General features: G+C 64.7%; 21 protein-coding genes. 10 read left to right on the forward strand and 11 right to left on the reverse strand.

Annotated features, from left to right (window positions below):
* Positions 1 to 2 precede the first annotated feature (2 nt).
* From ACSFA7_RS20645 to ACSFA7_RS20655, 3 genes are read right to left on the reverse strand one after another with little or no spacing between them, the layout of a single operon-like run.
* A complete protein-coding gene (locus ACSFA7_RS20645; RefSeq protein ID WP_435501098.1) occupies positions 3 to 1,427 on the reverse strand; it encodes a TolC family protein in 1,425 nt (474 codons plus the stop codon).
* Between the two features lie 14 nt (positions 1,428 to 1,441).
* Positions 1,442 to 1,810: a nuclear transport factor 2 family protein gene (locus tag ACSFA7_RS20650; protein WP_435501099.1), complete on the reverse strand. Its 369-nt coding sequence runs from the start codon at positions 1,808 to 1,810 to the stop codon at positions 1,442 to 1,444.
* 2 nt (positions 1,811 to 1,812) lie between these two features.
* A complete protein-coding gene (locus ACSFA7_RS20655) occupies positions 1,813 to 4,335 on the reverse strand; it encodes a sodium-translocating pyrophosphatase (RefSeq protein ID WP_435501100.1) in 2,523 nt (840 codons plus the stop codon).
* Positions 4,336 to 4,592: 257 nt separating this feature from the next.
* Between ACSFA7_RS20655 and ppa the strand changes: the two genes are divergently transcribed.
* The gene (gene ppa, locus ACSFA7_RS20660) at positions 4,593 to 5,120 is read left to right on the forward strand and encodes an inorganic diphosphatase (protein ID WP_013540971.1); all 528 of its coding nucleotides are present in this window, start codon (positions 4,593 to 4,595) and stop codon (positions 5,118 to 5,120) included.
* Positions 5,121 to 5,129: 9 nt separating this feature from the next.
* Here ppa and ACSFA7_RS20665 read toward each other — a convergent pair whose 3' ends face one another.
* Together ACSFA7_RS20665 and ACSFA7_RS20670 are read right to left on the reverse strand one after the other, a co-directional pair.
* Positions 5,130 to 5,777, reverse strand: a complete 648-nt coding sequence (locus tag ACSFA7_RS20665; protein ID WP_435501101.1) for a lysozyme inhibitor LprI family protein — start codon at positions 5,775 to 5,777, stop codon at positions 5,130 to 5,132.
* A 110-nt stretch (positions 5,778 to 5,887) separates the two neighbouring features.
* Positions 5,888 to 7,045: a GNAT family N-acetyltransferase gene (locus ACSFA7_RS20670; RefSeq protein ID WP_435501102.1), complete on the reverse strand. Its 1,158-nt coding sequence runs from the start codon at positions 7,043 to 7,045 to the stop codon at positions 5,888 to 5,890.
* 19 nt (positions 7,046 to 7,064) lie between these two features.
* Here ACSFA7_RS20670 and ACSFA7_RS20675 point away from each other — a divergent pair, with 19 nt between their 5' ends.
* Both ACSFA7_RS20675 and ACSFA7_RS20680 read left to right on the forward strand, forming a co-directional pair.
* Complete coding sequence (locus ACSFA7_RS20675; protein ID WP_435501103.1) at positions 7,065 to 8,762, forward strand: NAD+ synthase; 1,698 nt, start codon at positions 7,065 to 7,067, stop codon at positions 8,760 to 8,762.
* On the forward strand, positions 8,759 to 9,097 hold the full coding sequence (locus ACSFA7_RS20680; RefSeq protein ID WP_013540975.1) for a P-II family nitrogen regulator: 339 nt from the start codon (positions 8,759 to 8,761) through the stop codon (positions 9,095 to 9,097). Before ACSFA7_RS20675 ends, ACSFA7_RS20680 begins: the two co-directional genes overlap by 4 nt.
* 46 nt (positions 9,098 to 9,143) lie before the next feature.
* On the opposite strand, the gene ACSFA7_RS20685 is transcribed toward ACSFA7_RS20680, so the two are convergent.
* From ACSFA7_RS20685 to ACSFA7_RS20710, 6 genes are read right to left on the reverse strand one after another with little or no spacing between them, the layout of a single operon-like run.
* A complete protein-coding gene (locus ACSFA7_RS20685) occupies positions 9,144 to 9,734 on the reverse strand; it encodes an LOG family protein (protein WP_435501104.1) in 591 nt (196 codons plus the stop codon).
* Between the two features lie 31 nt (positions 9,735 to 9,765).
* Complete coding sequence (locus tag ACSFA7_RS20690; RefSeq protein WP_176657090.1) at positions 9,766 to 10,173, reverse strand: diacylglycerol kinase; 408 nt, start codon at positions 10,171 to 10,173, stop codon at positions 9,766 to 9,768.
* Positions 10,170 to 10,739 (reverse strand): RDD family protein, encoded by a 570-nt coding sequence (locus ACSFA7_RS20695; RefSeq protein ID WP_435501105.1) that lies wholly within the window; start codon positions 10,737 to 10,739, stop codon positions 10,170 to 10,172. Before ACSFA7_RS20695 ends, ACSFA7_RS20690 begins: the two co-directional genes overlap by 4 nt.
* Positions 10,740 to 10,752: 13 nt before the next feature.
* The gene (locus ACSFA7_RS20700) at positions 10,753 to 11,589 is read right to left on the reverse strand and encodes a DUF3106 domain-containing protein (RefSeq protein WP_435501106.1); all 837 of its coding nucleotides are present in this window, start codon (positions 11,587 to 11,589) and stop codon (positions 10,753 to 10,755) included.
* A gap of 14 nt (positions 11,590 to 11,603) precedes the next feature.
* The gene (locus ACSFA7_RS20705; protein WP_435501107.1) at positions 11,604 to 12,026 is read right to left on the reverse strand and encodes a DUF3619 family protein; all 423 of its coding nucleotides are present in this window, start codon (positions 12,024 to 12,026) and stop codon (positions 11,604 to 11,606) included.
* Complete coding sequence (locus ACSFA7_RS20710; protein WP_013540981.1) at positions 12,023 to 12,589, reverse strand: RNA polymerase sigma factor; 567 nt, start codon at positions 12,587 to 12,589, stop codon at positions 12,023 to 12,025. Before ACSFA7_RS20710 ends, ACSFA7_RS20705 begins: the two co-directional genes overlap by 4 nt.
* 286 nt (positions 12,590 to 12,875) lie before the next feature.
* Here ACSFA7_RS20710 and ACSFA7_RS20715 point away from each other — a divergent pair, with 286 nt between their 5' ends.
* The 7 genes from ACSFA7_RS20715 to ACSFA7_RS20745 all read left to right on the forward strand — a co-directional run bounded on the left by ACSFA7_RS20715 (position 12,876) and on the right by ACSFA7_RS20745 (position 21,169).
* Positions 12,876 to 14,660, forward strand: a complete 1,785-nt coding sequence (locus tag ACSFA7_RS20715; protein ID WP_206173765.1) for an acetolactate synthase 3 catalytic subunit — start codon at positions 12,876 to 12,878, stop codon at positions 14,658 to 14,660.
* Positions 14,661 to 14,790: 130 nt separating this feature from the next.
* Entirely contained in the window at positions 14,791 to 15,282 is a 492-nt protein-coding gene (ilvN, locus tag ACSFA7_RS20720; protein WP_013540983.1) for an acetolactate synthase small subunit, read from the forward strand.
* A gap of 53 nt (positions 15,283 to 15,335) precedes the next feature.
* Positions 15,336 to 15,599 (forward strand): DUF4282 domain-containing protein, encoded by a 264-nt coding sequence (locus ACSFA7_RS20725; protein ID WP_042579951.1) that lies wholly within the window; start codon positions 15,336 to 15,338, stop codon positions 15,597 to 15,599.
* A 54-nt stretch (positions 15,600 to 15,653) separates the two neighbouring features.
* Positions 15,654 to 16,670, forward strand: a complete 1,017-nt coding sequence (ilvC, locus tag ACSFA7_RS20730; protein WP_042579952.1) for a ketol-acid reductoisomerase — start codon at positions 15,654 to 15,656, stop codon at positions 16,668 to 16,670.
* A 184-nt stretch (positions 16,671 to 16,854) separates the two neighbouring features.
* The gene (gene pssA, locus ACSFA7_RS20735) at positions 16,855 to 17,679 is read left to right on the forward strand and encodes a CDP-diacylglycerol--serine O-phosphatidyltransferase (RefSeq protein WP_013540986.1); all 825 of its coding nucleotides are present in this window, start codon (positions 16,855 to 16,857) and stop codon (positions 17,677 to 17,679) included.
* Positions 17,680 to 17,864: 185 nt separating this feature from the next.
* Complete coding sequence (gene leuA / locus ACSFA7_RS20740) at positions 17,865 to 19,568, forward strand: 2-isopropylmalate synthase (protein WP_435501108.1); 1,704 nt, start codon at positions 17,865 to 17,867, stop codon at positions 19,566 to 19,568.
* Between the two features lie 62 nt (positions 19,569 to 19,630).
* On the forward strand, positions 19,631 to 21,169 hold the full coding sequence (locus ACSFA7_RS20745) for a 2-isopropylmalate synthase (protein ID WP_435501109.1): 1,539 nt from the start codon (positions 19,631 to 19,633) through the stop codon (positions 21,167 to 21,169).
* The last annotated feature ends 1 nt before the right edge of the window (position 21,170 follow it).

The raw sequence follows: 21,170 nt of genomic DNA on the forward strand, positions 1-21,170 counted from the left end.
GGTCAATTCACCTTCACGTCGGCACGCGCGATGTACTCGGAAAACTTCTCGGAGAGGCCCGCGCTCTCGAGTAGCTGCGCGAGCGCCTGCACGTACTCGTTGGCCGCCTGCGCCCGCTCGGTCAGCACCTTGGCGCGGTTGGTCTCGGCGTCGATCAGGTCGAGCGTGGTGCTCGTGCCTTCGCGCAGGCCCGCCACGCGCAGCTTCACCACTTCTTCCGAGAGTTCGACCGAGACCTTCATGTCGAGGTACTGGCGGCGGGCGTTTTCCAGCGCGCGCCAGTTGCGTTCGACCAGCAGCGAAATGTCGCTGCGTGCCTGCGCATTGGTGTGCTCGGCCTGTTCGACCTGCTTCTGCGAGGAGGCCGAGAGCGCATCGCGGTCGACCGAGTCGTACAGCGTCCAGCGCACGCCCAGGCCCGCCACCCAGTCGGCATTGCCGCTCTTGAGTTGCCGCGTGCCGAAGGCAATGACCTGCGGGCGGCGTAGCGCCTCTTCGCCCTCGTGCAACTGCTCGGCCTGCGATTTCTTGGCCGCGACCTTGCCGAGGCCCGGATGCCGGGTGAGCGCCGAATCGATGAAGTAGTTGAGCGGCTCGATGGGCGTGCTGATGAGAAAGAGCGGCGTCTGCGGCGTCACGGTGCCGTCGGCGCGCACCGTGCGGGCGAGGGCGACGGCTGCCAGTGCTGCATCGTCCTCGGCCTTGCGCGCGTTGCGTCGGGCTTCCTCGTAGGCGGCGCTCGCCTGCAGCCGCTCGACGCGCGAGATCACACCGGCCGCGAGCATCTTCTGCGCGGCCGCGTCATGTTGGGCGATGGTGCGCTCGGCCTGCGCGCGCAGCGTGGCCGCGCGCTGCGCGAGCTGGGCGCCGAAGTAGCGCTGCACCAGCAGCGTGTCGACCTCGTGGCCGGCCTGTTCGGCATCCGCCTGCGCCTCGCGCGTTTGTGCCGAGACGAAGCCGCGCACCGCATCGGTCGCACCGCCCAGGTAGATCGGCCAGACTGCCGAGATCGAGGTGTTGGTGCCCGTGTCGTGCCGGTTGAGCGTGTAGCTGTTGGGCAGTTGCGGGATCGGCACGCGGGAGATGAAGCTCTGGATCGACGGCGGCAGCGACTGGCCGATCTGCCCGAGCTTCTGGTTGAGCGGATCGAGGTCCAGGTTCAGGTTGGCGTTGTACGCATAGGCCAGCCCCGAGACGCTCACCACCGGACCGCCCAGGCGCTTCAGGCCTTCGCTCTGCAGCTCTTTGGATTCGACGGCCGAGCGCGCCGCGGCCAGCTTGTCGGAGCGCTCGACCATGCGGGCGCGCGCCGCGTCGAAGCTCAGGGGCAGGGCGTCCGCGCGGTTTTGAGCGACGGCTCCCGCGCCCAGCGCCAGCGCGGGCAGCGCCAGCAGCACCAATCGAAAGGGGCGGCGTGGGCTCAGCACCTTGCCGTTGTGTTTCAGCCCGGCTTTCTCTGCGCCGGGTCGTAGAAGAACTGCTCTTCGGCGATACGTTCGCCGTCCCAGCGCTGCCAGGCGATTTCTTCCATGCGCATCCGCGTGCCTCCCTTGAAGGTGAACTCGAAGATCCAGTGGATGGCCACGTGGTCGCCGTTCACCAGCACGGGCCGCACGCAGGTGGACACCACCGACTCGGTGCGGTCGAGCACGGCGGTTTCCTGAGCGACCAGCGTGCTGCGGCCCCGCCGCGGCTCGGCCTGGTTCTCGCGCATGGTGGCGTCTTCGGTGTAGTAGTCCTCGATGACCTGCGCATGCGCGCCGCCCTCCACGGCGGCGATGAAGGCTTCGAGCCGTGCGGGCGTGGGCATGTTCAGGACTTCACTTTCACTTCGACGCGGCGCGCCTCGGAAGGCGGGCCGTCGGCCTGCGACTGCTCGGGCTTGGCCAGCTCGATCTTGTCTTCGGGCGCGCCCGCGGCCTTGAGCGCATCGCTCACGGCCATGGCGCGCTGCTTGGCAAGCTCGGCGTTCTTGGCCGGGTCGCCGCTCGCATCGTGGTAGCCGCTCACGAGCACGGTGCTGCCGCTCTGCACGGCCTTGATGACATCGGCCAGCGCCTCCTTGGCGTTGGGCGTGACTTCGGAACTGGCGCTCGCGAAGTAGAACTTCACGACACCGTTCTCGACCTTCACCGCGGCGGCTTCGACCGCGGACACCGCGCCCGAGGCAACGGCGGCTGCCGGCGTGGTGGGTGCGGGTGGCACTGTGGCCGCAGGCGCCGTCACGGCGGTCGGCGTCTCGACCTTGGCGGGCGCCATCGCCGCCGCATCGCCGGAGTGGAACTTCACCACCAGCGGCACGATGAGCAGCGCCACGATGTTGATGATCTTGATCAGCGGGTTCACGGCCGGACCGGCGGTGTCCTTGTAGGGGTCGCCCACGGTGTCGCCGGTGACGGCGGCCTTGTGCGCCTCGGAGCCCTTGCCGCCGTGATGGCCGTCCTCGATGTACTTCTTGGCGTTGTCCCATGCGCCGCCGCCCGTGCACATCGAGATCGCGACGAAGAGGCCCGTGACGATCGTGCCCATCAGCAGGCCGCCCAGCGCCTTCGGTCCGAGCACGAGGCCCACGACGATCGGCACCACCACCGGCAGCAGCGACGGGATCATCATTTCCTTGATGGCCGCGCCGGTCAGCATGCCCACGGCCTTGCCGTACTCGGGCTTGCCGGTGCCTTCCATGATCCCGGGGATCTCGCGGAACTGGCGACGCACTTCCTCCACCACCGCGCCGGCCGCGCGGCCCACGGCTTCCATCGCCATCGCGCCGAAGAGGTAGGGAATCAGCCCGCCGATGAAGAGGCCGACGATCACCATCGGGTCGCTCAGGTTGAAGCTGATGTTCAGCCCGAAGCTCTCCAGCTTGTGGGTGTAGTCGGCAAAGAGCACCAGCGAGGCGAGGCCGGCCGAGCCGATGGCGTAGCCCTTGGTCACCGCCTTGGTCGTGTTGCCGACCGCATCGAGCGGGTCGGTCACGGCGCGCACGCTGTCGGGCAGCTCGCTCATCTCGGCGATGCCGCCGGCGTTGTCGGTGATGGGGCCGTAGGCGTCGAGCGCGACCACGATGCCCGCCATGCTCAGCATGGAGGTTGCGGCGACCGCGATGCCGAACAGGCCGGCCAGCGAGTACGAAGCCAGGATCGCGATGCACACGAAGATCACCGGCCAGGCGGTCGATCGCATCGAGACGCCCAGGCCCGCGATGATGTTCGTGCCGTGACCCGTGGTCGAAGCCTGCGCGATGTGCTGCACGGGCTTGTACTGCGTGCCGGTGTAGTACTCGGTGACCCACACCAGGGCCGCGGTGAGCGCCAGGCCCACGAAGCAGGCGCCGAACAACTTCAGCTGGCTGCCGCTCGCTGCGATGGCGTTGTCCGGAATGATCCAGGCCGTGACGAACCAGAACGCGATCAGCGACAGGATGCCCGCGACCGCCAGCCCCTTGTAGAGCGCCGGCATCACGTTGACCATGCCCGGCGACGCCTTCACGAAGAAGCAGCCGATGATCGACGCGATGATCGAGACACCGCCGAGAGCGAGCGGATACAGCACCGCGTTGCCCGGCGCCGTGGTGACCATCAGTGCGCCGAGCACCATGGTGGCGATCAGCGTCACCGCGTAGGTCTCGAACAGGTCGGCCGCCATGCCGGCGCAGTCGCCGACGTTGTCGCCCACGTTGTCGGCGATCACCGCCGGGTTGCGCGGGTCGTCTTCCGGGATGCCGGCCTCGACCTTGCCCACCAGGTCGGCGCCGACGTCGGCGCCCTTGGTGAAGATACCTCCGCCCAGCCGCGCGAAGATCGAGATCAGCGAGGAGCCGAAGGCAAAGCCGATCAGCGGATTGAGGATGGCCGCCAGGGTGTGGTCCGACTTCGGTGCGCTGCCGGCCAGGAACCAGTAGAAGCCGGTCACGCCCAGGAGGCCCAGGCCCACCACCAGCATGCCGGTGATGGCGCCGCCGCGGAACGCCACGTCCAGCGCCGGGCCGATGCCCTTGGTGGCCGCCTGCGCCGTGCGCACGTTGGCGCGCACCGACACGTTCATGCCGATGAAGCCGCAGGAGCCCGAGAGCACCGCGCCGATGATGAAGCCGACCGCCGTGGTCAGGTCGAGGAAGAGGGCGATCAGGACCGCCAGGACGACGCCGACCACCGCGATGGTGGTGTACTGCTTGGCGAGGTAGGCCGAGGCGCCGGCCTGGATGGCGGCGGCGATTTCCTGCATCCGGGCGTTGCCCGGATCCTTGGCGAGAATCCAACTTCGGGCCCAGAAACCGTAGCCGACGGCCACGAGGCCGCAGACGATGGCGAGTATCAGGGGGGTGTTGCCGATCATGCTTTGCTTCTCCATTCGTTCGTTGTGACTTGTGGAGACGGACAGCATGGATCCTGCGCGCAACGCGTACGGGACCCAGGTTTTCCGTCGCGTTGCTTCCTCGAAGCTCGCTGCACCGAAAAGGTGAGGAGCCGATTGGCCAACGGGTGCAATTTACAGGCAAAAACGCGGTCGTGTGCGACCGCCCGGTGACACGGAAAGTAAACTCAGGGTTTGTCCCCGTCCCCCCAATACTTTTCAACTACTCGAAAAACGTCATGTCCTTCGACAAAGTCTCCCCCGGCAAGAACGTCCCCGATGCCTTCAACGTCGTGATCGAAATCCCGATGAATGCCGACCCGATCAAGTACGAAGTCGACAAGGAATCCGGCGCGATCTTCGTGGACCGCTTCATGACGACGGCCATGTACTACCCCGCCAACTATGGCTACGTGCCGCAGACCCTGTCGGGCGACGGCGACCCGGTCGACGTGCTGGTGATCGCCCCGTACCCGCTGCTGCCGGGCGTGGTCGTGCCCTGCCGCCCCCTGGGCATCCTGATGATGGAAGACGAAGCCGGCGTCGATGGCAAGGTGCTGGCCGTGCCCACCGACAAGGTGCTGCCGATCTACAGCCACTGGAAGTCGGTCGACGACGTGAACCCGATGCGCCTGAAGGCCATCAGCCACTTCTTCGAGCACTACAAGGACCTGGAAGCCGGCAAGTGGGTCAAGGTGCTGGGCTGGGAAGGCATCGATGCGGCCAAGAAGGAAGTCATCGACGGCATCGCCGCGTACAAGAAGTAATCCAGGCCTTCACTTCGCGCCCTCGAGCTCGAACGGCGAGCGGCGCGGATCGCGCACATAAACGCCTTTCAACGAGGGTGCGCATTCGGGTCCGTCGGCGACCGTGATGCGGTCGGCGGCGAACTGGAAGGTGCGGGTGCAACGCTCGCCCTCTGCCACCCTCAGGCGCTGCCCGGCTTCGAGCACGTTCCTGCCCTGCAGCAGCATGTTGCCGCGTGGGTTGGGGCAGATGTAGATCTCCACATCGAGCTGCCCGCCGTCACCGGGCGTGACGTCGAGGAATCGGCTCTCGTGCGGGCATTTGCCCTGCACGTAGCGGCCCATCCATTGCAGCAGCGGATGGCTGAGGTAGGTGATGCGGCGCTGGTAGTCCTGCGTCAGGCAGTCGACGTTGCCTTTGCATTCGCGGTTGCGCATCGCAATCCAGTCGCGCTGGTCGCGCCGCAGAATCGTTCCCCATTGGCCCGCGTCGGGCATTTCGAGTTGACGCTGGTAGAGCGCGGCCAAGGCCTCGTCCTGCCGCGACAGGCCCGGGTCGGCGCAGATGGTTTTCTCGGTGGCGTTGCCGGCCCTGGTGCAGTCGAAGCTCGCGGCACAGGCGTGGCCGGCGCTCGCGAAGCAGAGCGCAGCAAGAGCGAAACGAATCAATGGGCGCATGCGGTCCTCCTCGGAATCTGGCTTTTCCGGCCCGATGCTAGGAGAGGCGCCGTGCGCCGTCGATGTGCCAAACGGTCAAGGGCGCTATGCCCTTGGACAGAGCTTGTGCTTCAGCTTGCCCCCTTGAACGGGCTGCGCTCGCCCAGGTGGTCCATGTAGTTCTCGATGCCGGCCCCCTCGCGCTCGAGAAAGCGCTCGACCGCATCGGAGAACGCCGGATGTGCCAGCCAGTGGGCGCTGGTGGTCTTCACCGGCATCAGCGCGCGTGCCATCTTGTGCTCGCCCTGCGCGCCGCCCTCGAAACGCCGGGCGCCGTGTTCGATGCACCAGGCAAGGGGCTGGTAGTAGCAGGCCTCGAAGTGCAGGCAGTCGACGCGCTCCAGCGCGCCCCAGTAGCGGCCGTAGGCGACGAGTGGTTCGTCCGGCTGCGTGGAGAGTGCGATCAGGCTGCTTGCCATGGGCTTGCCGTCGCGCTCGGCGACGAACAACAGCCACGCTTCGGGCAGGGTGTCGGCCATGCGCTGGAAGAAGTCGCGCGTGAGGTAGGGCGGGTTGCCGTGCTCGCGGTAGGTGCGCTCGTAGCAGCGGTAGAAGAAATCCCAATCGGCCTTCGAGATGTCCTTGCCGCGCGACCAGCGGAAGCTCACGCCCGCATCGGCGACCTTGCGGCGCTCCTGGCGGATCTTCTTGCGCTTGTCGTGCGCGAGGCTGGCGAGGAAGGTGTCGAAGTCTGGATAGCCGGCATTCCTCCAATGGAACTGCACGGTATTGCGCAGCATCAGGCCCGCTTCGGTGCAGGCCGTGATGTCTGCATCTGCACCGAACAGCAGGTGCAAGGAAGAAAGTTCTTCCTGCTTGCACCAAGCGACCAGCGCTTGCACCAGCAGGGTGCGGCTCTGCGGATCGCGCGCCAATAGTCGTGTGCCTGGCACCGGCGTGAACGGCACTGCCACGACCGCTTTGGGGTAGTAGGCGAGCCCGTGCTGCTCATACGCATTGGCCCAGGCCCAGTCGAACACGTACTCGCCGTACGAATGGTCCTTGATATAGACGGGGCAGGCGGCTTCGAGCTGCTTGCCACGCCAGAGCGTGACGAACTGCGCCGTCCATCCGCTGGCGGGCGATGCACTGCCGCTTTCGTGCAGCGCCGCGAGGTATTCGTGGCGCATGAAAGGCGAGGGCTCGACCTGCGCTGCGAGCAGCGCGTTCCAGGCTTTCGGGCTCACGTCCGACGGCGACGCCAGAACCCGAATGACATAATCGTTCAAGCCTTTTTCTTCCTTCTGTATGACGCTCAAGCTCGCCATCGCGCAACTCAATTTTGTGGTGGGCGACCTCGCCGGCAACGCAAGAAAGATCGTCGATGCCGCACGCAACGCCCATGCGCAAGGCGCGCGCCTGCTCCTGACACCCGAACTCTCGATTGCCGGCTACGCAGCGGAGGACCTGTTCCTCCGTCCTGCCTTCACCGAAGCCTGTGATGATGCCGTGAAAGGCATAGCCGCCGCGCTGGCCGATCTCAAAGACATGGTCGTGGTGGTGGGGCATCCGACCGGCGGGAGCCTTCGCAGCCGCTCCGTGGCAGTGCAGATGCGCCACAACGCGGCCAGTGTCATCAAGGAAGGGCGCATCCTCGAGACCTACGCCAAGCGCGAGCTGCCCAACTACCAGGTGTTCGACGAGCGCCGCTATTTCACGCCGGGGCAGGGCACCTGCGTGTTCGAGGCGGGCGGGGTTTCCGTGGGGCTTCTGATCTGCGAAGACGCCTGGTTCGACCAGCCGGCTGAACTGGCCCGCGAGGCCGGCGCCGAGGTGCTCGCGGTGATCAACGCCTCGCCGTACCACGTGGGCAAGGAGGGCGAGCGCGTTGCTCGCATGGCCGATCGTGCACGCGTGGTGGGGTTGCCGCTGGTTTACGCACATCTGGTCGGCGGGCAGGACGAAGTGGTGTTCGACGGTGCTTCGTTCGCGCTGCAGGCTGACGGCGCGCTCGCCATGCAGGCCGAGAGCTTCCAGGAGAAATTGGTCTTTGCGCAGTTGGAGCGCACACCGCAAGGTGGCGTCGGCTTCGTAGCCCAGCCCGATGCGGTGGTGGCTCCGCGCGACGCCGAAGCGCAGCTGTGGGACGCCTTGGTGCTCGGCGTGCGCGACTACATCGGCAAGAACGGCTTTCCGAGCGCCATCCTGGGGCTCTCGGGCGGCATCGACTCCGCATTGGTGCTCGCCATCGCGGTCGATGCACTCGGCAAGGACAAGGTGCGCGCGGTGATGATGCCTTCGCCTTACACCGCCGACATCAGCTGGATCGATGCGCGGGAGATGGCAAGCCGCCTCGGCGTGCGCTACGACGAGATTTTGATCGAGCACACCTTCGAATCCTTCAAGGGTGCCCTGGCCGAGGGATTCAAGGGCCGCCCCGAGGACACTGCCGAGGAAAACATCCAGGCCCGCATCCGCGGCACGCTGCTGATGGCCCTGTCGAACAAGTTCGGCTCGATCGTGCTCACCACCGGCAACAAGAGCGAAATGGCCACCGGCTACTGCACGCTCTACGGCGACATGGCGGGCGGTTTCGCGGTCATCAAGGACCTGCTCAAGACCACGGTGTTCGCGCTCGCGCGCTGGCGCAACGCCCACGACCCGTATGGCACCGGCACGGAGCCGATCCCGGAGCGGATCATCACGCGCCCTCCGAGTGCGGAGCTTCGGCCCGACCAGACCGATCAGGACAGCCTGCCGCCCTACGACATCCTCGATGGAATCCTGGCACGCTACATGCAGGACGACGAGGGCATCGACGAGATCATTGCCGCGGGCTACGAACGCGCGGTGGTCGAGCGGGTTGCGCGGCTCATCAAGATCAATGAATACAAGCGGCGCCAGGCGCCGGTAGGAATCCGGGTCACCCACCGCAGCTTCGGCAAGGATTGGCGTTACCCTATCACCAGCAAATTCAACGAAACCGCCGGAGCACGAAAACCATGAAGCAGATCACCGCCATCGTCAAACCTTTCAAGCTCGAGGACGTGCGCGAGGCCTTGGCCGAAGTGGGCGTCACCGGCCTGACCGTGACCGAGGTCAAGGGCTTCGGCCGCCAGAAGGGCCATACCGAGCTCTACCGCGGCGCCGAATACGTGGTCGACTTCCTGCCCAAGATGAAGGTCGAAGTCGTCGTCAACGAGGGCGACGTGGAGCGCTGCATCGAGGCCATCGTCAATTCGGCACGCACCGGGAAGATCGGCGACGGCAAGATATTCGTCACCGCCGTCGAGCGCATCGTGCGCATCCGTACGGGTGAAGAAAACGAAAACGCCGTCTGAAGCAAAAAAGCCCCGTTGACCGGGGCTTTTTCTTTCGAGACGGGCGTCAGAGGTTTTCCGACAGCCTGTCTTCGCGCGGATGGAGCGGCACTTCGGCGCGCAGCGTAGTGAGCAGATCGGTGGCGTCGGTGCCGGTGCGGATCAGCTGCATCTGCCAGTCGCCCATGAAGCCCTCGCGCACGCTGTGCGCAAGAAAATCGAGCAGCTTGTCGTAGTAGCCGGCGGTGTTGAGGATGCCCGTTGGCTTGTCGTGGTAGCCGAGCTGGCGCCAGGTCCAGATCTCGAACAGCTCTTCAAAGGTGCCGATGCCGCCCGGCAGGGCGATGAAGGCGTCGGCGCGCTCGCCCATCATGGCCTTGCGCTCGTGCATGGTGTCCACCACGTGCAGTTCGTCGCACAGCGGGTTGGCCAGTTCCTTGTCGACCAGGGCCTTGGGGATGATGCCGACGACGCGGCCGCCGGCCAGACGGGTGGCTTCGGCCACCGTGCCCATCAGGCCGGTGCGGCCGCCGCCGTAGACCAGTTGACCGCCATGCTGGCCGATCCATTGGCCGACAGCCTTGGCGGCCTCGGAAAACTCGGGACGCTCGCCGGGGCGCGAGCCGCAATACACACAGATCGAAAATTCAGGATTCATCCCGCCATCATGCCTCGGGATGCGTGCCCGCTCATGACATGAAGCGCGTCCACAACGCCGCCGCCCAGATGCCGCCGCACAGGGTGAGCGAGAGCAGCACCGCGGCGCTGCCCATGTCCTTGGCGCGCTTGGAGAGGTCGTGCCATTCGGGGCCGATGCGGTCGATGGCGGCCTCCACGGCGGTGTTGAGCAGTTCCACGATCATCACCAGGATCGCGCTGCCGGCGAGCAGCGCCACCTCGACCCAGCTGCGGCCCAGCCAGAAGGCGGCCGGGATCATCACGATTGACAGGATCGCTTCCTGACGGAAGGCAGGCTCGCTCCAGCCGGCGCGAAGCCCATGGAGCGAGATCAGCGTGGCATGAAAGACGCGCTCGAAGCCCTTTCGGGCCTTTTGCGGATTGACCGCGGGGTCGGGAAGCTCGGGCAGGGCACTCATCGGCGGCTCATGGGCTTGGAGGTGATGAGCCGCGTACCGGCCCAGGCGTCATGCCAGAACTGGCGATCGGGGTGAAAACGAGCGAGTACGGCCCAGATGGCGATCCAGCCAAGCAGCAGAACCAGCGTTTCGACCACCGGCACACCCAGCAAGGGATGAAGTGCCAGTGGAGGCAGAAACCAGATCCAGCTCAGGATATAGCGCAGGAAGGCGCGCGATTGCGTCAGCGGGCGGCCTTGCCGGTCCACGATGCGGATGTTCCAGGTCTTCATGCCCAGCGTCTGTCCCTTGCACCAGAACCAGACGAAGTACACGCCGAAGATCACGAACAGGTAGGCGAGCAGCAGGGGGCGGCGCGTCTCATCCATGGCGTTGCGCATCTGGCTGAGGGTGATGAAAAGCCAGCCGGCCGTCATGGCCACTGCGAACAGCAGCATGCCCTCGTAGAGCCAGCAGGCCATCCGACGCCACAGGCCGGGCACTGTCGAAGCAGGAGCGCTGGGTGTCGGTGCTTCAGGCGAGACAGGCTGATCGGGCCCCGAGGCCTCGGGAGAACTGGAAACCATCGAAGCCTTGGTGTCAGGGGGCGGAAGGGGGCTGCTCGGCAACCGCCGGCGTTGGCGCCGGGACCTGGGCCTCGGCGGGAACCGGTGGCGATGTGACGTTGACGGGCGCAGGCGCCGTGGTGGGCGTAATGCTCGCCGCGGCAGGCGTCCGCTCCAACGGGGTTGTCACCACGATGGCGGCAGGCATGGACGGCGCCATCGGCGGCGGCGCCAGCACGATCCTGGGCGTGTGCTGGCCGGGCGGAGTGACGGCGGGCACCGGCACGAGCTTTTGCGACGAGACGGGACGCACCGGAATGGCCGCGCCACGCGGCTTGGCCGGGGCGCGCTCGGCCAGCTTGCGCTTTTCTTCTTCGCTCAAGGCCTGGTATTGCTCCCATTTGGCCTTGCGCTCGTCGGCCGGCACGCGCTTGACCTCGGCGAAGTTCAGGCGCGCCTGGGCCCGCTGCTGATTGCTCAGGGCGGCCCACTCGATCATGCGGCTGTGCAGGGTGACTTGATCATCCGCCGACATGTTCGCGAAGTTTCGTGACAGTGCCAGCCACTTGCGTTTTTGCCCGGTGTTCATCGTGGTCCAGTGCGGGACCAGGGGCTTGAGGGCCTGCTGCTGTTCGGTGGTGAGTTCGCTCCAGAGCGGCTTGGTTGCAGGAACTGTCTTGGTGGTGCCGGCTGCCGCGGAACTCGCAACGCCCGTCTGGCCGGCCTTGCTGATCTCGGAAGGCGGCTGGGCGCAGGCGAGCGTCAGGCCGAAGGCTGCGACGGCAAACGCGCCCGCCCAAACAAATGCGCCCGCCGTGAGCGGGCGCAAGGGACGGGGGATGTTCGCGCTGGAGTTGGAGCGGCGTCGCATTCGGTCGGAGAGGGTCAGTCGGAGGCGCCGTCGGCCTTCAGGAATTGGGCAAAGCCCGGGTCGGTGTAGGCGGCGGGGGGCAGGTCGCCGGTGAGGAGGGCGGAGTCGACCTCGGCCAGCTCGCTGGCGCGGTCGTCGTCCTGCATCACGCTGATGGTGATGAGGCCGGCCACGAGGGCGATCAGCGGCACCACCGATCCGATGCGGGTCCACCAGCCGCCGCCCAGCGTGAGCGTACGGCCGGACTGCACCACCTCGGGTGCGGTCCGCAATTGCGGCGCCTGCTTGCGCGCGGCCACGGCCTGCGCGCGCGCAACGCGCAGCCGCTCGCCGATGTCGTGCGACAGCTCCTGGTTGCCGGCAGAAAGCCGGGCAGCCAGGCGCTGACCGAACTGATCTTCGGCGGCGATAGAAGAGGTTGGAACCTTAGTGTTCATAGCGATATTCCCTTGGCCTTGAGCGCCTTGCTCAGAGCGTGAACGGCTCGCGAACAATGGGTTTTGACGCTGCCCTCGGAGCAGCCCATTGCGGCGGCCGTCTCTGCGACGTCCATTTCCTCCCAGTAACGCATCAGGAAAGCCTCGCGTTGACGGCCCGGCAATGCGGCGATCTGCTCCTCGATCTCGTGGAAGACCTGGGCGCGGCGGGTGGTGTCTTCGGCACTTTCCGTCTCTCTGGAGTCGGTTGGAGAGACGAAGTTCTCCAGAAGGTCGAAATCTCCGTCGTCGTCGACCGAGTCGAAGTCGCTCAGGTTCGAGAACAGCGCGCGCCGGGTTTTCTGGCGGCGGAACCAGTCGAGCGTGCAGTTCGACAGGATGCGCTGGAACAGCATCGGCAACTCGTTGGCCGGCTTGTCGCCATAGTGCTGCGCCAGCTTCATCATGCTGTCCTGCACGATGTCGAGCGCCGCTTCTTCGTCCCGCACGTGGTAGACCGAGCGCTTGAAAGCGCGTCGTTCGACGCTTTTCAGGAAGTCGGAGAGTTCTTGTTCAGTGGCCAAGCGAGAGGGGGCGCGCAAAGGCGCGCCGCGTGGGAAGGGATGTCTAGCGAACGCTTATGGTTTTCCGCCGCGGATTATGCCCCGATGCCTTTACAAGCCACCTGAAGCGAATCTGAACCGCCGGGTAATGTCATAATCCGCCCTGCAAGTCAAAAGGCAAACGGGTCAAGGTCCGGCGGAACATCAGTCCGCTCATGGCCATGGCCTCAAGTCCTGGCGCGACCCCACAAGGGTTGGCAAGGGGCACCCAAGGTTTTTCGTTCCCGAAAAAACACAAAGGTTGATCATGGAAATCTCGAAGGCGGAGATCATCTCCGCAGCAGCCGCGTCCTCTGGCGCCGGCAACCCACCGCAAGAACTCATGGGCGCTGAAGTGCTGGTCAAGGCACTGCAGGCCGAAGGCGTCCAGTACATCTGGGGCTACCCCGGCGGCGCGGTTCTGTACATCTACGACGCGTTCTACAAGCAGGACACCATCCAGCACGTTCTGGTGCGCCACGAGCAGGCCGCAGTGCACGCAGCCGACGGCTATGCGCGCGCCACTGGCGAAGTCGGCGTGGCACTGGTCACCTCCGGCCCCGGCCTGACCAATGCGGTCACCGGCATCGCCACGGCGTACATGGACTCGATCCCGATGGTGATCATCTCGGGCCAGGTGCCAACGGCCGCCATCGGCCTCGATGCTTTCCAGGAATGCGACACGGTCGGCATCACCCGCCCCATCGTCAAGCACAACTTCCTCGTCAAGGATCCCAAGGATCTGGCCATGACGATGAAGAAGGCCTTCCACATCGCACGCAGCGGCCGTCCGGGCCCGGTGGTGGTGGACGTGCCCAAGGACGTTTCCTTCAAGAAGACGCCTTACGCCGGCTATCCCGACAAGGTCGAGATGCGCTCGTACAACCCGGTGCGCAAGGGCCACGGCGGGCAGATCCGCAAGGCGCTGCAACTGCTGCTGGCCGCCAAGCGCCCGTACATCTACACCGGCGGCGGCGTGCTTCTGGGCAATGCCTGCAACGAACTGCGCACGCTGGTCGACATGCTGGGCTACCCGGTCACCAACACGCTGATGGGCCTGGGCGCCTATCCGGCGAGCGATCGCAAGTTCCTCGGCATGCTGGGCATGCACGGCACGATCGAAGCCAACAACGCGATGCAGAACTGCGATGTGCTGCTGGCCGTGGGTGCGCGCTTCGACGACCGCGTGATCGGCAACCCCAAGCACTTCGCGACGAACGAACGCAAGATCATCCACGTCGACATCGATCCGTCGAGCATCTCCAAGCGCGTGAAGGTCGACATCCCGATCGTCGGCGACGTGAAGGACGTGCTCACCGAACTGATCTCGATGATCCGCGAGAGCACCACCAAGCCCGACGCAGGTGCGCTGGCTGACTGGTGGAAGACCATCGAGGCCTGGCGCTCGCGCGATTGCCTGAAGTACGACCGCGGCAACAAGGACGTGATCAAGCCGCAGTACGTGGTCGAGACCCTCTGGAACATGACCAAGGACGCCGACGCGTACATCACGTCGGACGTGGGCCAGCACCAGATGTGGGCCGCCCAGTACTACCGCTTCGACGAGCCGCGCCGCTGGATCAATTCGGGTGGCCTGGGCACCATGGGCGTGGGCATTCCCTATGCCATGGGCATCAAGCTCGCGAAGCCCGATTCGGAAGTGTTCACCATCACCGGCGAAGGCTCGGTGCAGATGTGCATCCAGGAACTCTCCACCTGTTTGCAATACAACACGCCGATCAAGATCTGCTCGCTCAACAACCGCTACCTGGGCATGGTGCGCCAGTGGCAGGAGATCGAATACTCCGGCCGCTACAGCCATAGCTACATGGATGCACTGCCCAACTTCGTGAAGCTCGCCGAGGCCTATGGCCACGTCGGCATGCTGATCGAGCGTCCACAAGACGTGGAGCCTGCGCTGCGTGAAGCGCGCAAGCTCAAGGACCGCACGGTGTTCATGGACTTCCGCACCGATCCCACCGAGAACGTGTTCCCGATGGTGAAGGCCGGCATGGGCATCACCGAGATGCTGTTGGGCTCCGAAGATCTCTGATCTGCGGCGCATTCGCTCTTAACTCTTTACTGACGAATCTATTGCCCGCCGAGCCTGCGCATTACCGTGCGTGGGGGAGGGCGGCGAAAGCGAAAGCTTCCGCGCTGGCGAAAAGAGGAGTCACGCAAACATGAAACACATCATTGCAGTGCTGCTGGAAAACGAGCCGGGTGCTCTTTCCCGCGTGGTGGGCCTGTTCTCGGCCCGTGGCTACAACATCGAATCGCTGACCGTCGCGCCGACCGAGGACGCCAGTCTCTCGCGCATGACCATCGTCACGACCGGTTCGGACGACGTGATCGAGCAGATCACCAAGCACCTGAACCGCCTGATCGAGGTCGTGAAGGTCGTCGACCTGACCGAAGGCGCCTACACCGAGCGCGAGCTCATGATGGTGAAGGTGCGCGCGGTGGGCAAGGAGCGGGAAGAAATGATGCGCATGGCCGAGATCTTTCGCGGCCGCATCATCGACGTCACCGACAAGAGCTACACCATCGAACTCACCGGCGATCACGGCAAAAACGACGCTTTCTTGGAAGCGATCGACCGTAGCGCTATCCTCGAGACTGTCCGCACCGGTGCCAGCGGCATCGGGCGCGGCGAGCGCATCCTGCGCGTGTAGGGGGTGAAGATCCCCTCAGTTCCACGTTTCAAATCAACATGAGGAGAAGGTAAATGCAAGACTTGCTGGGTTTCGAGAAGATGGTGACCCCGATCATCATTCGGATTCTGTACTTCCTCGGACTGCTGGGTGTGCTCGCTGCAACGGTCATCTCGTTGTTCCAGGGCCGCATCCTGGCTGCCATCGGTATTCTTGTATTCGGCGCGATCATGGTTCGCGTCTACAGCGAATTGCTGATCCTGCTGTTCCGCATTCACGACAACCTCGTGTCCATCAACCAGCAAATGAAGGACCGGAATCCCTCCGGCCAACTGTGAGTGAACGCACCCCCGCTTCAGGGGGTGCTCGAGATTAATTAGGAAAGACGCATCATGAAGGTTTACTACGACAAGGACGCCGACCTCAGCCTCATCAAGGGCAAGACGGTCGCAATCATCGGTTACGGGTCGCAAGGTCACGCGCACGCGCAGAACCTGAACGACAGCGGCGTCAAGGTCGTGGTCGGCCTGCGCAAGGGTGGCGCTTCGTGGGACAAGGTCGGCAAGGCCGGCCTGCAGGTCGCCGAAGTCGCCGATGCCGTGAAGTCGGCCGACGTGGTCATGATCCTGCTGCCCGACGAGCAGATCGCCAACGTCTACAAGAACGACGTGGCCCCGCACATCAAGGAAGGCGCTTCGCTCGTCTTCGCCCACGGCTTCAACGTGCACTACGGCTTCGTGCAGCCGCGCGCCGACCTCGACGTGTGGATGGTCGCCCCCAAGGCCCCGGGCCACACCGTGCGCAGCACCTACACGCAAGGCGGCGGCGTGCCCCACCTCGTGGCCGTGCACCAGGACAAGACCGGCAAGGCGCGTGACCTCGCGCTGAGCTACGCCACGGCCAACGGCGGCGGCAAGGCCGGCATCATCGAGACCAACTTCCGCGAAGAAACCGAGACCGACCTGTTCGGCGAACAAGCGGTTCTGTGCGGTGGCACGGTCGAGCTGATCAAGGCTGGTTTCGAAACGCTGGTGGAAGCCGGCTACGCCCCCGAAATGGCGTACTTCGAATGCCTGCACGAGCTCAAGCTGATCGTCGACCTGATCTATGAAGGCGGCATCGCCAACATGAACTACTCGATCTCGAACAACGCCGAGTACGGCGAGTACGTCACGGGCCCGCGCATCGTGACCGACGAGACCAAGAAGGTCATGAAGCAAGTGCTGCGCGACATCCAGACCGGCGAATACGCCAAGAGCTTCGTGCTCGAAGCCGCTGCCGGCCAGCCCGCGCTGATCAGCCGCCGCCGCCTGAATGCAGAGCATCAGATCGAAGTCGTCGGCGAAAAGCTGCGCGCGATGATGCCCTGGATCAAGAAGAACAAGCTGGTCGACCAGACCCGCAACTGATCCGAGAGCCAGAAAGGGTGCTTCGGCACTCTTTTCCCAAGGGCCACCCGTTGCGGTGGCCCTTTTGTTTGTCGGGGGCGCAGCGCCCCCTGAACTACACTGCGAACCATGCGACTCACAGATCAAAATGCTATCGAATGGATAGCTGCTCGCGCAGTGCCCATGAGGGACGGAGGCAATTTCAATGCATGACGACACGCTCCCCGACGATGTGCAGCCGCGCAAACGTCGCAAGGGCATCTACATCCTGCCGAACCTGTTCACGCTGGCGGCGTTGTTCGGCGGCTTCTACTCGGTCGTGATGGCGATGAACGCGCGCTTCGACCTCGCGGCGCTCGGCGTGTTCGCCGCGATGATCCTCGACAGCCTGGACGGACGCGTCGCGCGCATGACCAACACGCAGAGCGCGTTCGGCGAGCAGATGGATTCGCTGTCCGACATGGTGTCGTTCGGCGCGGCGCCGGCGCTCATCGCCTACGAATGGTCCCTCAAGGGCCTGGGGCGTTGGGGCTGGATCGCGGCCTTCGTTTACTGCGCCTGTGCTGCATTGCGGCTTGCACGCTTCAACGTGAACACCGGCGTGGTCGACAAGCGCTGGTTCCAGGGGCTGCCGTCGCCGGCTGCGGCGGCGCTTGTGGCAGGTTTCATCTGGCTCGTGAACGAATGGGGCAAGCGCGGCGGCGAGGTGCTGTACCTCTCGTGGACGCAGATCACCTGGGTCACGTTCGCGTTCACGCTCTATGCGGGTCTCTCGATGGTGACGAACGCGCCGTTCTACAGCTTCAAGGACGTGCAGATGAAGAAGAGCGTGCCCTTCGTCGTGATCGTGCTCATTGCGCTCGGCATCGCGGTCATCAACATCCATCCGCCGACGGTGCTGTTCGGCCTCTTCGTGGCTTACGGCTTGAGCGGCTATGTGGTCTACGCATGGCGCAAGGCCAAGGGCCAGCCGGTCAGCGTGATCAGTACCTCGACCGAGGAGCCCGACGAGCGCGGCTTGCATAACTGAATGTGGCTTGTGCTACATTCGCAACCCTCATGACCAAGATTTCGCTGCTGGCCCTACTAGCCCTCCCTCACGGGCGGAGACGGTAGCGCACGCGCAAATCCCTCACCACGGCCCGTTCGCACCAGCAACGGGCCGTTTGTTTTTGGGGTTGCTGGTTGATTACCAACCATCACAGAGAAATCGACATGCTCAAGCAACCTCAAGCCAAATACCGCGCATTCGCCCCGATCGGCCTCAAGGACCGCACCTGGCCCGATGCCGTGCTGACCAAGGCTCCGATCTGGCTGTCGACCGACCTGCGCGATGGCAACCAGGCCCTGGTCGAGCCCATGGACATCGCTCGCAAGATGCGCATGTTCGAGACACTGGTGGCGATTGGCTTCAAGGAAATCGAAGTCGGCTTTCCCTCCGCCTCCCAAGTCGAATTCGACTTCGTGCGCAAGCTCATCGAGGAAGACCGCATTCCCGACGACGTGACGATCCAGGTGCTGACGCAGGCGCGTGACCACCTCATCGCCCGCACCTTCGAATCGCTGCAAGGCGCCCCGCGCGCCATCGTTCACCTCTACAACGCGGTGGCCCCGGTCATGCGCCGCGTGGTGCTCGGCATGGACGAAGACCAGATCGTCGAACTCGCCAGCAGCCACGCACGCATGTTCAACGACTTCGCCGCGAAGCAGCCGAACACGCAGTGGACCTTCCAGTACTCGCCCGAAATGTTCTCGGGCACCGACGTGGTCTTCTCCAAGCGCGTGGTCGATGCGGTCACCGAAGTCTGGGCGCCGACGCCCGAGCGCAAATGCATCGTCAATCTGCCCACCACGGTTGAACACTCCACGCCGAACATCTTCGCGGACATGATCGAGTGGATGCACCGCAACCTGGCGCGCCGCGACTCCATCGTGCTGTGCGTGCACCCGCACAACGACCGCGGCACCGGCACCGCTGCCGGCGAACTGGCCTTGATGGCGGGCGCCGAGCGCATCGAGGGTTGCCTCTTCGGCAATGGCGAGCGCACCGGCAACCTCGATCTCGTGAACGTTGCGCTCAACCTCTACACGCAGGGCGTTTCGCCCGAGCTGGACTTCTCGAACATCGACGAGATCCGCGCGACAGTCGAGCACTGCAACCAGATTCCCGTGCATCCGCGCCACCCTTATGTCGGCGACCTCGTCTACACCTCGTTCTCCGGCTCGCACCAGGACGCGATCAAGAAGGCCTTCGCCGCGCGCAAGGAAGGCGACATCTGGGACATGCCCTACCTCCCCATCGACCCGAAGGACGTGGGCCGCAGCTACGAGGCGGTGATCCGCGTGAACAGCCAGTCGGGCAAGGGCGGCATGGCCTACCTGCTCGAGAGCGAGTACGGTCTCGAGATGCCGCGCCGCCTGCAAATGGAATTCATGCAGACCGTGCAACGCGTGATGGACGTCGCTGGCAAGGAGCTCACCGCCGCCGACCTCTGGCAGCTCTTCGTGAGCGAGTACGGCATCGAGACCGCACAGTCGCTCCAGCACCGCGTGATCGAGGAAGAAGGCGAGGGCGCCGACGCCTCGGTCGTCCTGCGCGGCGATCTGCCATGGGACGGTGAAACCCGCGCCATCGAAGGCCGCGGCAACGGCCCGATCGACGCCTTCACGCAAGCACTGAGCAAGGCCACGGGCCACACCGTGCGCGTGATGGACTATCACCAGCACGCGATCGGCGCCGGTGCCGATGCGAAGTCGGTGGCCTACCTGGAACTGCGCGTGGACGAGAGCCAGACGTTGTTCGGCGTCGGCATCGACGCCAACGTGATCACGGCGTCGCTGAAGGCCATCGTCTCGGGTGTGCAACGTGCGCGGAGCCGGGGCGCGCACAGCGCACAATCGGTGGTTGAAGTCGCCTGACGTTTCGGGCCGGTTTTGCCGGCCGGAAGCGCGAGGTGGAAACGAACAAAAGGAGATTCACGATGGCTGACCAACTCATTATTTTCGACACCACCTTGCGCGACGGCGAGCAATCGCCCGGCGCCTCCATGACGCGCGACGAGAAGATGCGCATCGCCAAGCAACTCGAAAGGCTGAAGGTCGATGTCATCGAAGCGGGTTTCCCGGCCAGCTCGAACGGCGACTTCGAAGCGGTCAAGGCGATTGCCAATGCGATCAAGGATTCGACGGTGTGCGGCCTGTCGCGCGCCAACGACCGCGACATCGCGCGCGCTGCAGAAGCCCTCAAGGGGGCCGCCCGCGGGCGCATCCACACCTTCATCGCGACCTCGCCGCTGCACATGGAAAAGAAGCTGCGCATGTCGCCCGACGAGGTGCACGAGCAGGCGAAGCTCGCGGTGCGTTTCGCGCGCAACCTCGTGAGCGACGTGGAGTTCAGCCCCGAAGACGGCTATCGCAGCGACCCGGATTTCCTGTGCCGCGTGCTCGAAACCGTGATCGCCGAGGGCGCCACCACCATCAACGTGCCCGACACCGTCGGCTACGCCATCCCCGAGCTCTACGGCAACTTCATCAAGATGCTGCGCGAGCGCGTTCCCAACAGCGACAAGGCGATCTGGTCGGTGCATTGCCACAACGACCTCGGCATGGCCGTGGCCAACTCGCTGGCCGGTGTGAAGATCGGTGGCGCACGCCAGGTGGAATGCACGATCAACGGGCTGGGCGAGCGGGCGGGCAACTGCTCGCTCGAGGAAGTGGTGATGGCGGTCAAGACCCGCCGCGACTACTTCGGGCTCGACCTGAACATCGACACCCAGCACATCGTGGCCGCGAGCCGCATGGTGAGCCAGACCACCGGCTTCGTGGTGCAGCCCAACAAGGCGGTAGTAGGCGCCAATGCCTTCGCGCATGCCTCGGGCATCCACCAGGACGGCGTGCTCAAGGCGCGCGACACCTACGAGATCATGCGGGCCGAGGACGTGGGCTGGGCCGCCAACAAGATCGTGCTGGGCAAGCTCAGCGGCCGCAATGCATTCAAGCAGCGGCTGCAGGAACTGGGCGTGACGATGGCCGGCGAGGCCGACATCAACGCCGCCTTCCTGCGCTTCAAGGAGCTGGCCGATCGCAAGTCCGAAATTTTCGACGAGGACATCCTGGCGCTCGTCAGCGCGGAAGAGCTGTCGAACGTTGACGAACAGTTTGCATTTGTCTCTCTCTCCCAGCACAGCGAAACCGGCGAACGCCCCCAGGCGAAAGTCGTCTTCACCGTTCAGGGCAAGGAAGTGACCGGAGAATCCGACGGCAATGGCCCGGTTGATGCTTCGCTGAAAGCCATCGAGTCGCACGTCAAGAGCGGTGCCGAGATGGTTCTTTACTCGGTGAACGCGATCAGCGGCTCGACAGAGAGCCAAGGTGAAGTTACAGTTCGGTTACAAAACGCAGGGCGGGTGGTCAACGGTGTGGGTGCAGACCCAGACATCGTGGTCGCTTCGGCAAAGGCTTATTTGAGTGCTCTCAATAAGTTACAGAGCCAAGCTGAGAGAGTTGCAGCGCAAGGTTAGG

It is taken from the genome of Variovorax trehalosi (assembly GCF_051216415.1).
Classification (GTDB): Bacteria; Pseudomonadota; Gammaproteobacteria; order Burkholderiales; family Burkholderiaceae_C; genus Variovorax.

Coding starts and splice junctions, on each gene's coding strand:
- ACSFA7_RS20650 (WP_435501099.1), bottom strand. CDS start 1,810: ATGCCCACGCCCGCACGGCTCGAAGCCTTCATCGCCGCCGTGGAGGGC.
- ACSFA7_RS20655 (WP_435501100.1), bottom strand. CDS start 4,335: ATGATCGGCAACACCCCCCTGATACTCGCCATCGTCTGCGGCCTCGTG.
- ppa (WP_013540971.1), top strand. CDS start 4,593: ATGTCCTTCGACAAAGTCTCCCCCGGCAAGAACGTCCCCGATGCCTTC.
- ACSFA7_RS20665 (WP_435501101.1), bottom strand. CDS start 5,777: ATGCGCCCATTGATTCGTTTCGCTCTTGCTGCGCTCTGCTTCGCGAGC.
- ACSFA7_RS20675 (WP_435501103.1), top strand. CDS start 7,065: ATGACGCTCAAGCTCGCCATCGCGCAACTCAATTTTGTGGTGGGCGAC.
- ACSFA7_RS20680 (WP_013540975.1), top strand. CDS start 8,759: ATGAAGCAGATCACCGCCATCGTCAAACCTTTCAAGCTCGAGGACGTG.
- ACSFA7_RS20685 (WP_435501104.1), bottom strand. CDS start 9,734: ATGAATCCTGAATTTTCGATCTGTGTGTATTGCGGCTCGCGCCCCGGC.
- ACSFA7_RS20690 (WP_176657090.1), bottom strand. CDS start 10,173: ATGAGTGCCCTGCCCGAGCTTCCCGACCCCGCGGTCAATCCGCAAAAG.
- ACSFA7_RS20695 (WP_435501105.1), bottom strand. CDS start 10,739: ATGGTTTCCAGTTCTCCCGAGGCCTCGGGGCCCGATCAGCCTGTCTCG.
- ACSFA7_RS20700 (WP_435501106.1), bottom strand. CDS start 11,589: ATGCGACGCCGCTCCAACTCCAGCGCGAACATCCCCCGTCCCTTGCGC.
- ACSFA7_RS20705 (WP_435501107.1), bottom strand. CDS start 12,026: ATGAACACTAAGGTTCCAACCTCTTCTATCGCCGCCGAAGATCAGTTC.
- ACSFA7_RS20715 (WP_206173765.1), top strand. CDS start 12,876: ATGGAAATCTCGAAGGCGGAGATCATCTCCGCAGCAGCCGCGTCCTCT.
- ilvN (WP_013540983.1), top strand. CDS start 14,791: ATGAAACACATCATTGCAGTGCTGCTGGAAAACGAGCCGGGTGCTCTT.
- ACSFA7_RS20725 (WP_042579951.1), top strand. CDS start 15,336: ATGCAAGACTTGCTGGGTTTCGAGAAGATGGTGACCCCGATCATCATT.
- ilvC (WP_042579952.1), top strand. CDS start 15,654: ATGAAGGTTTACTACGACAAGGACGCCGACCTCAGCCTCATCAAGGGC.
- pssA (WP_013540986.1), top strand. CDS start 16,855: ATGCATGACGACACGCTCCCCGACGATGTGCAGCCGCGCAAACGTCGC.
- leuA (WP_435501108.1), top strand. CDS start 17,865: ATGCTCAAGCAACCTCAAGCCAAATACCGCGCATTCGCCCCGATCGGC.
- ACSFA7_RS20745 (WP_435501109.1), top strand. CDS start 19,631: ATGGCTGACCAACTCATTATTTTCGACACCACCTTGCGCGACGGCGAG.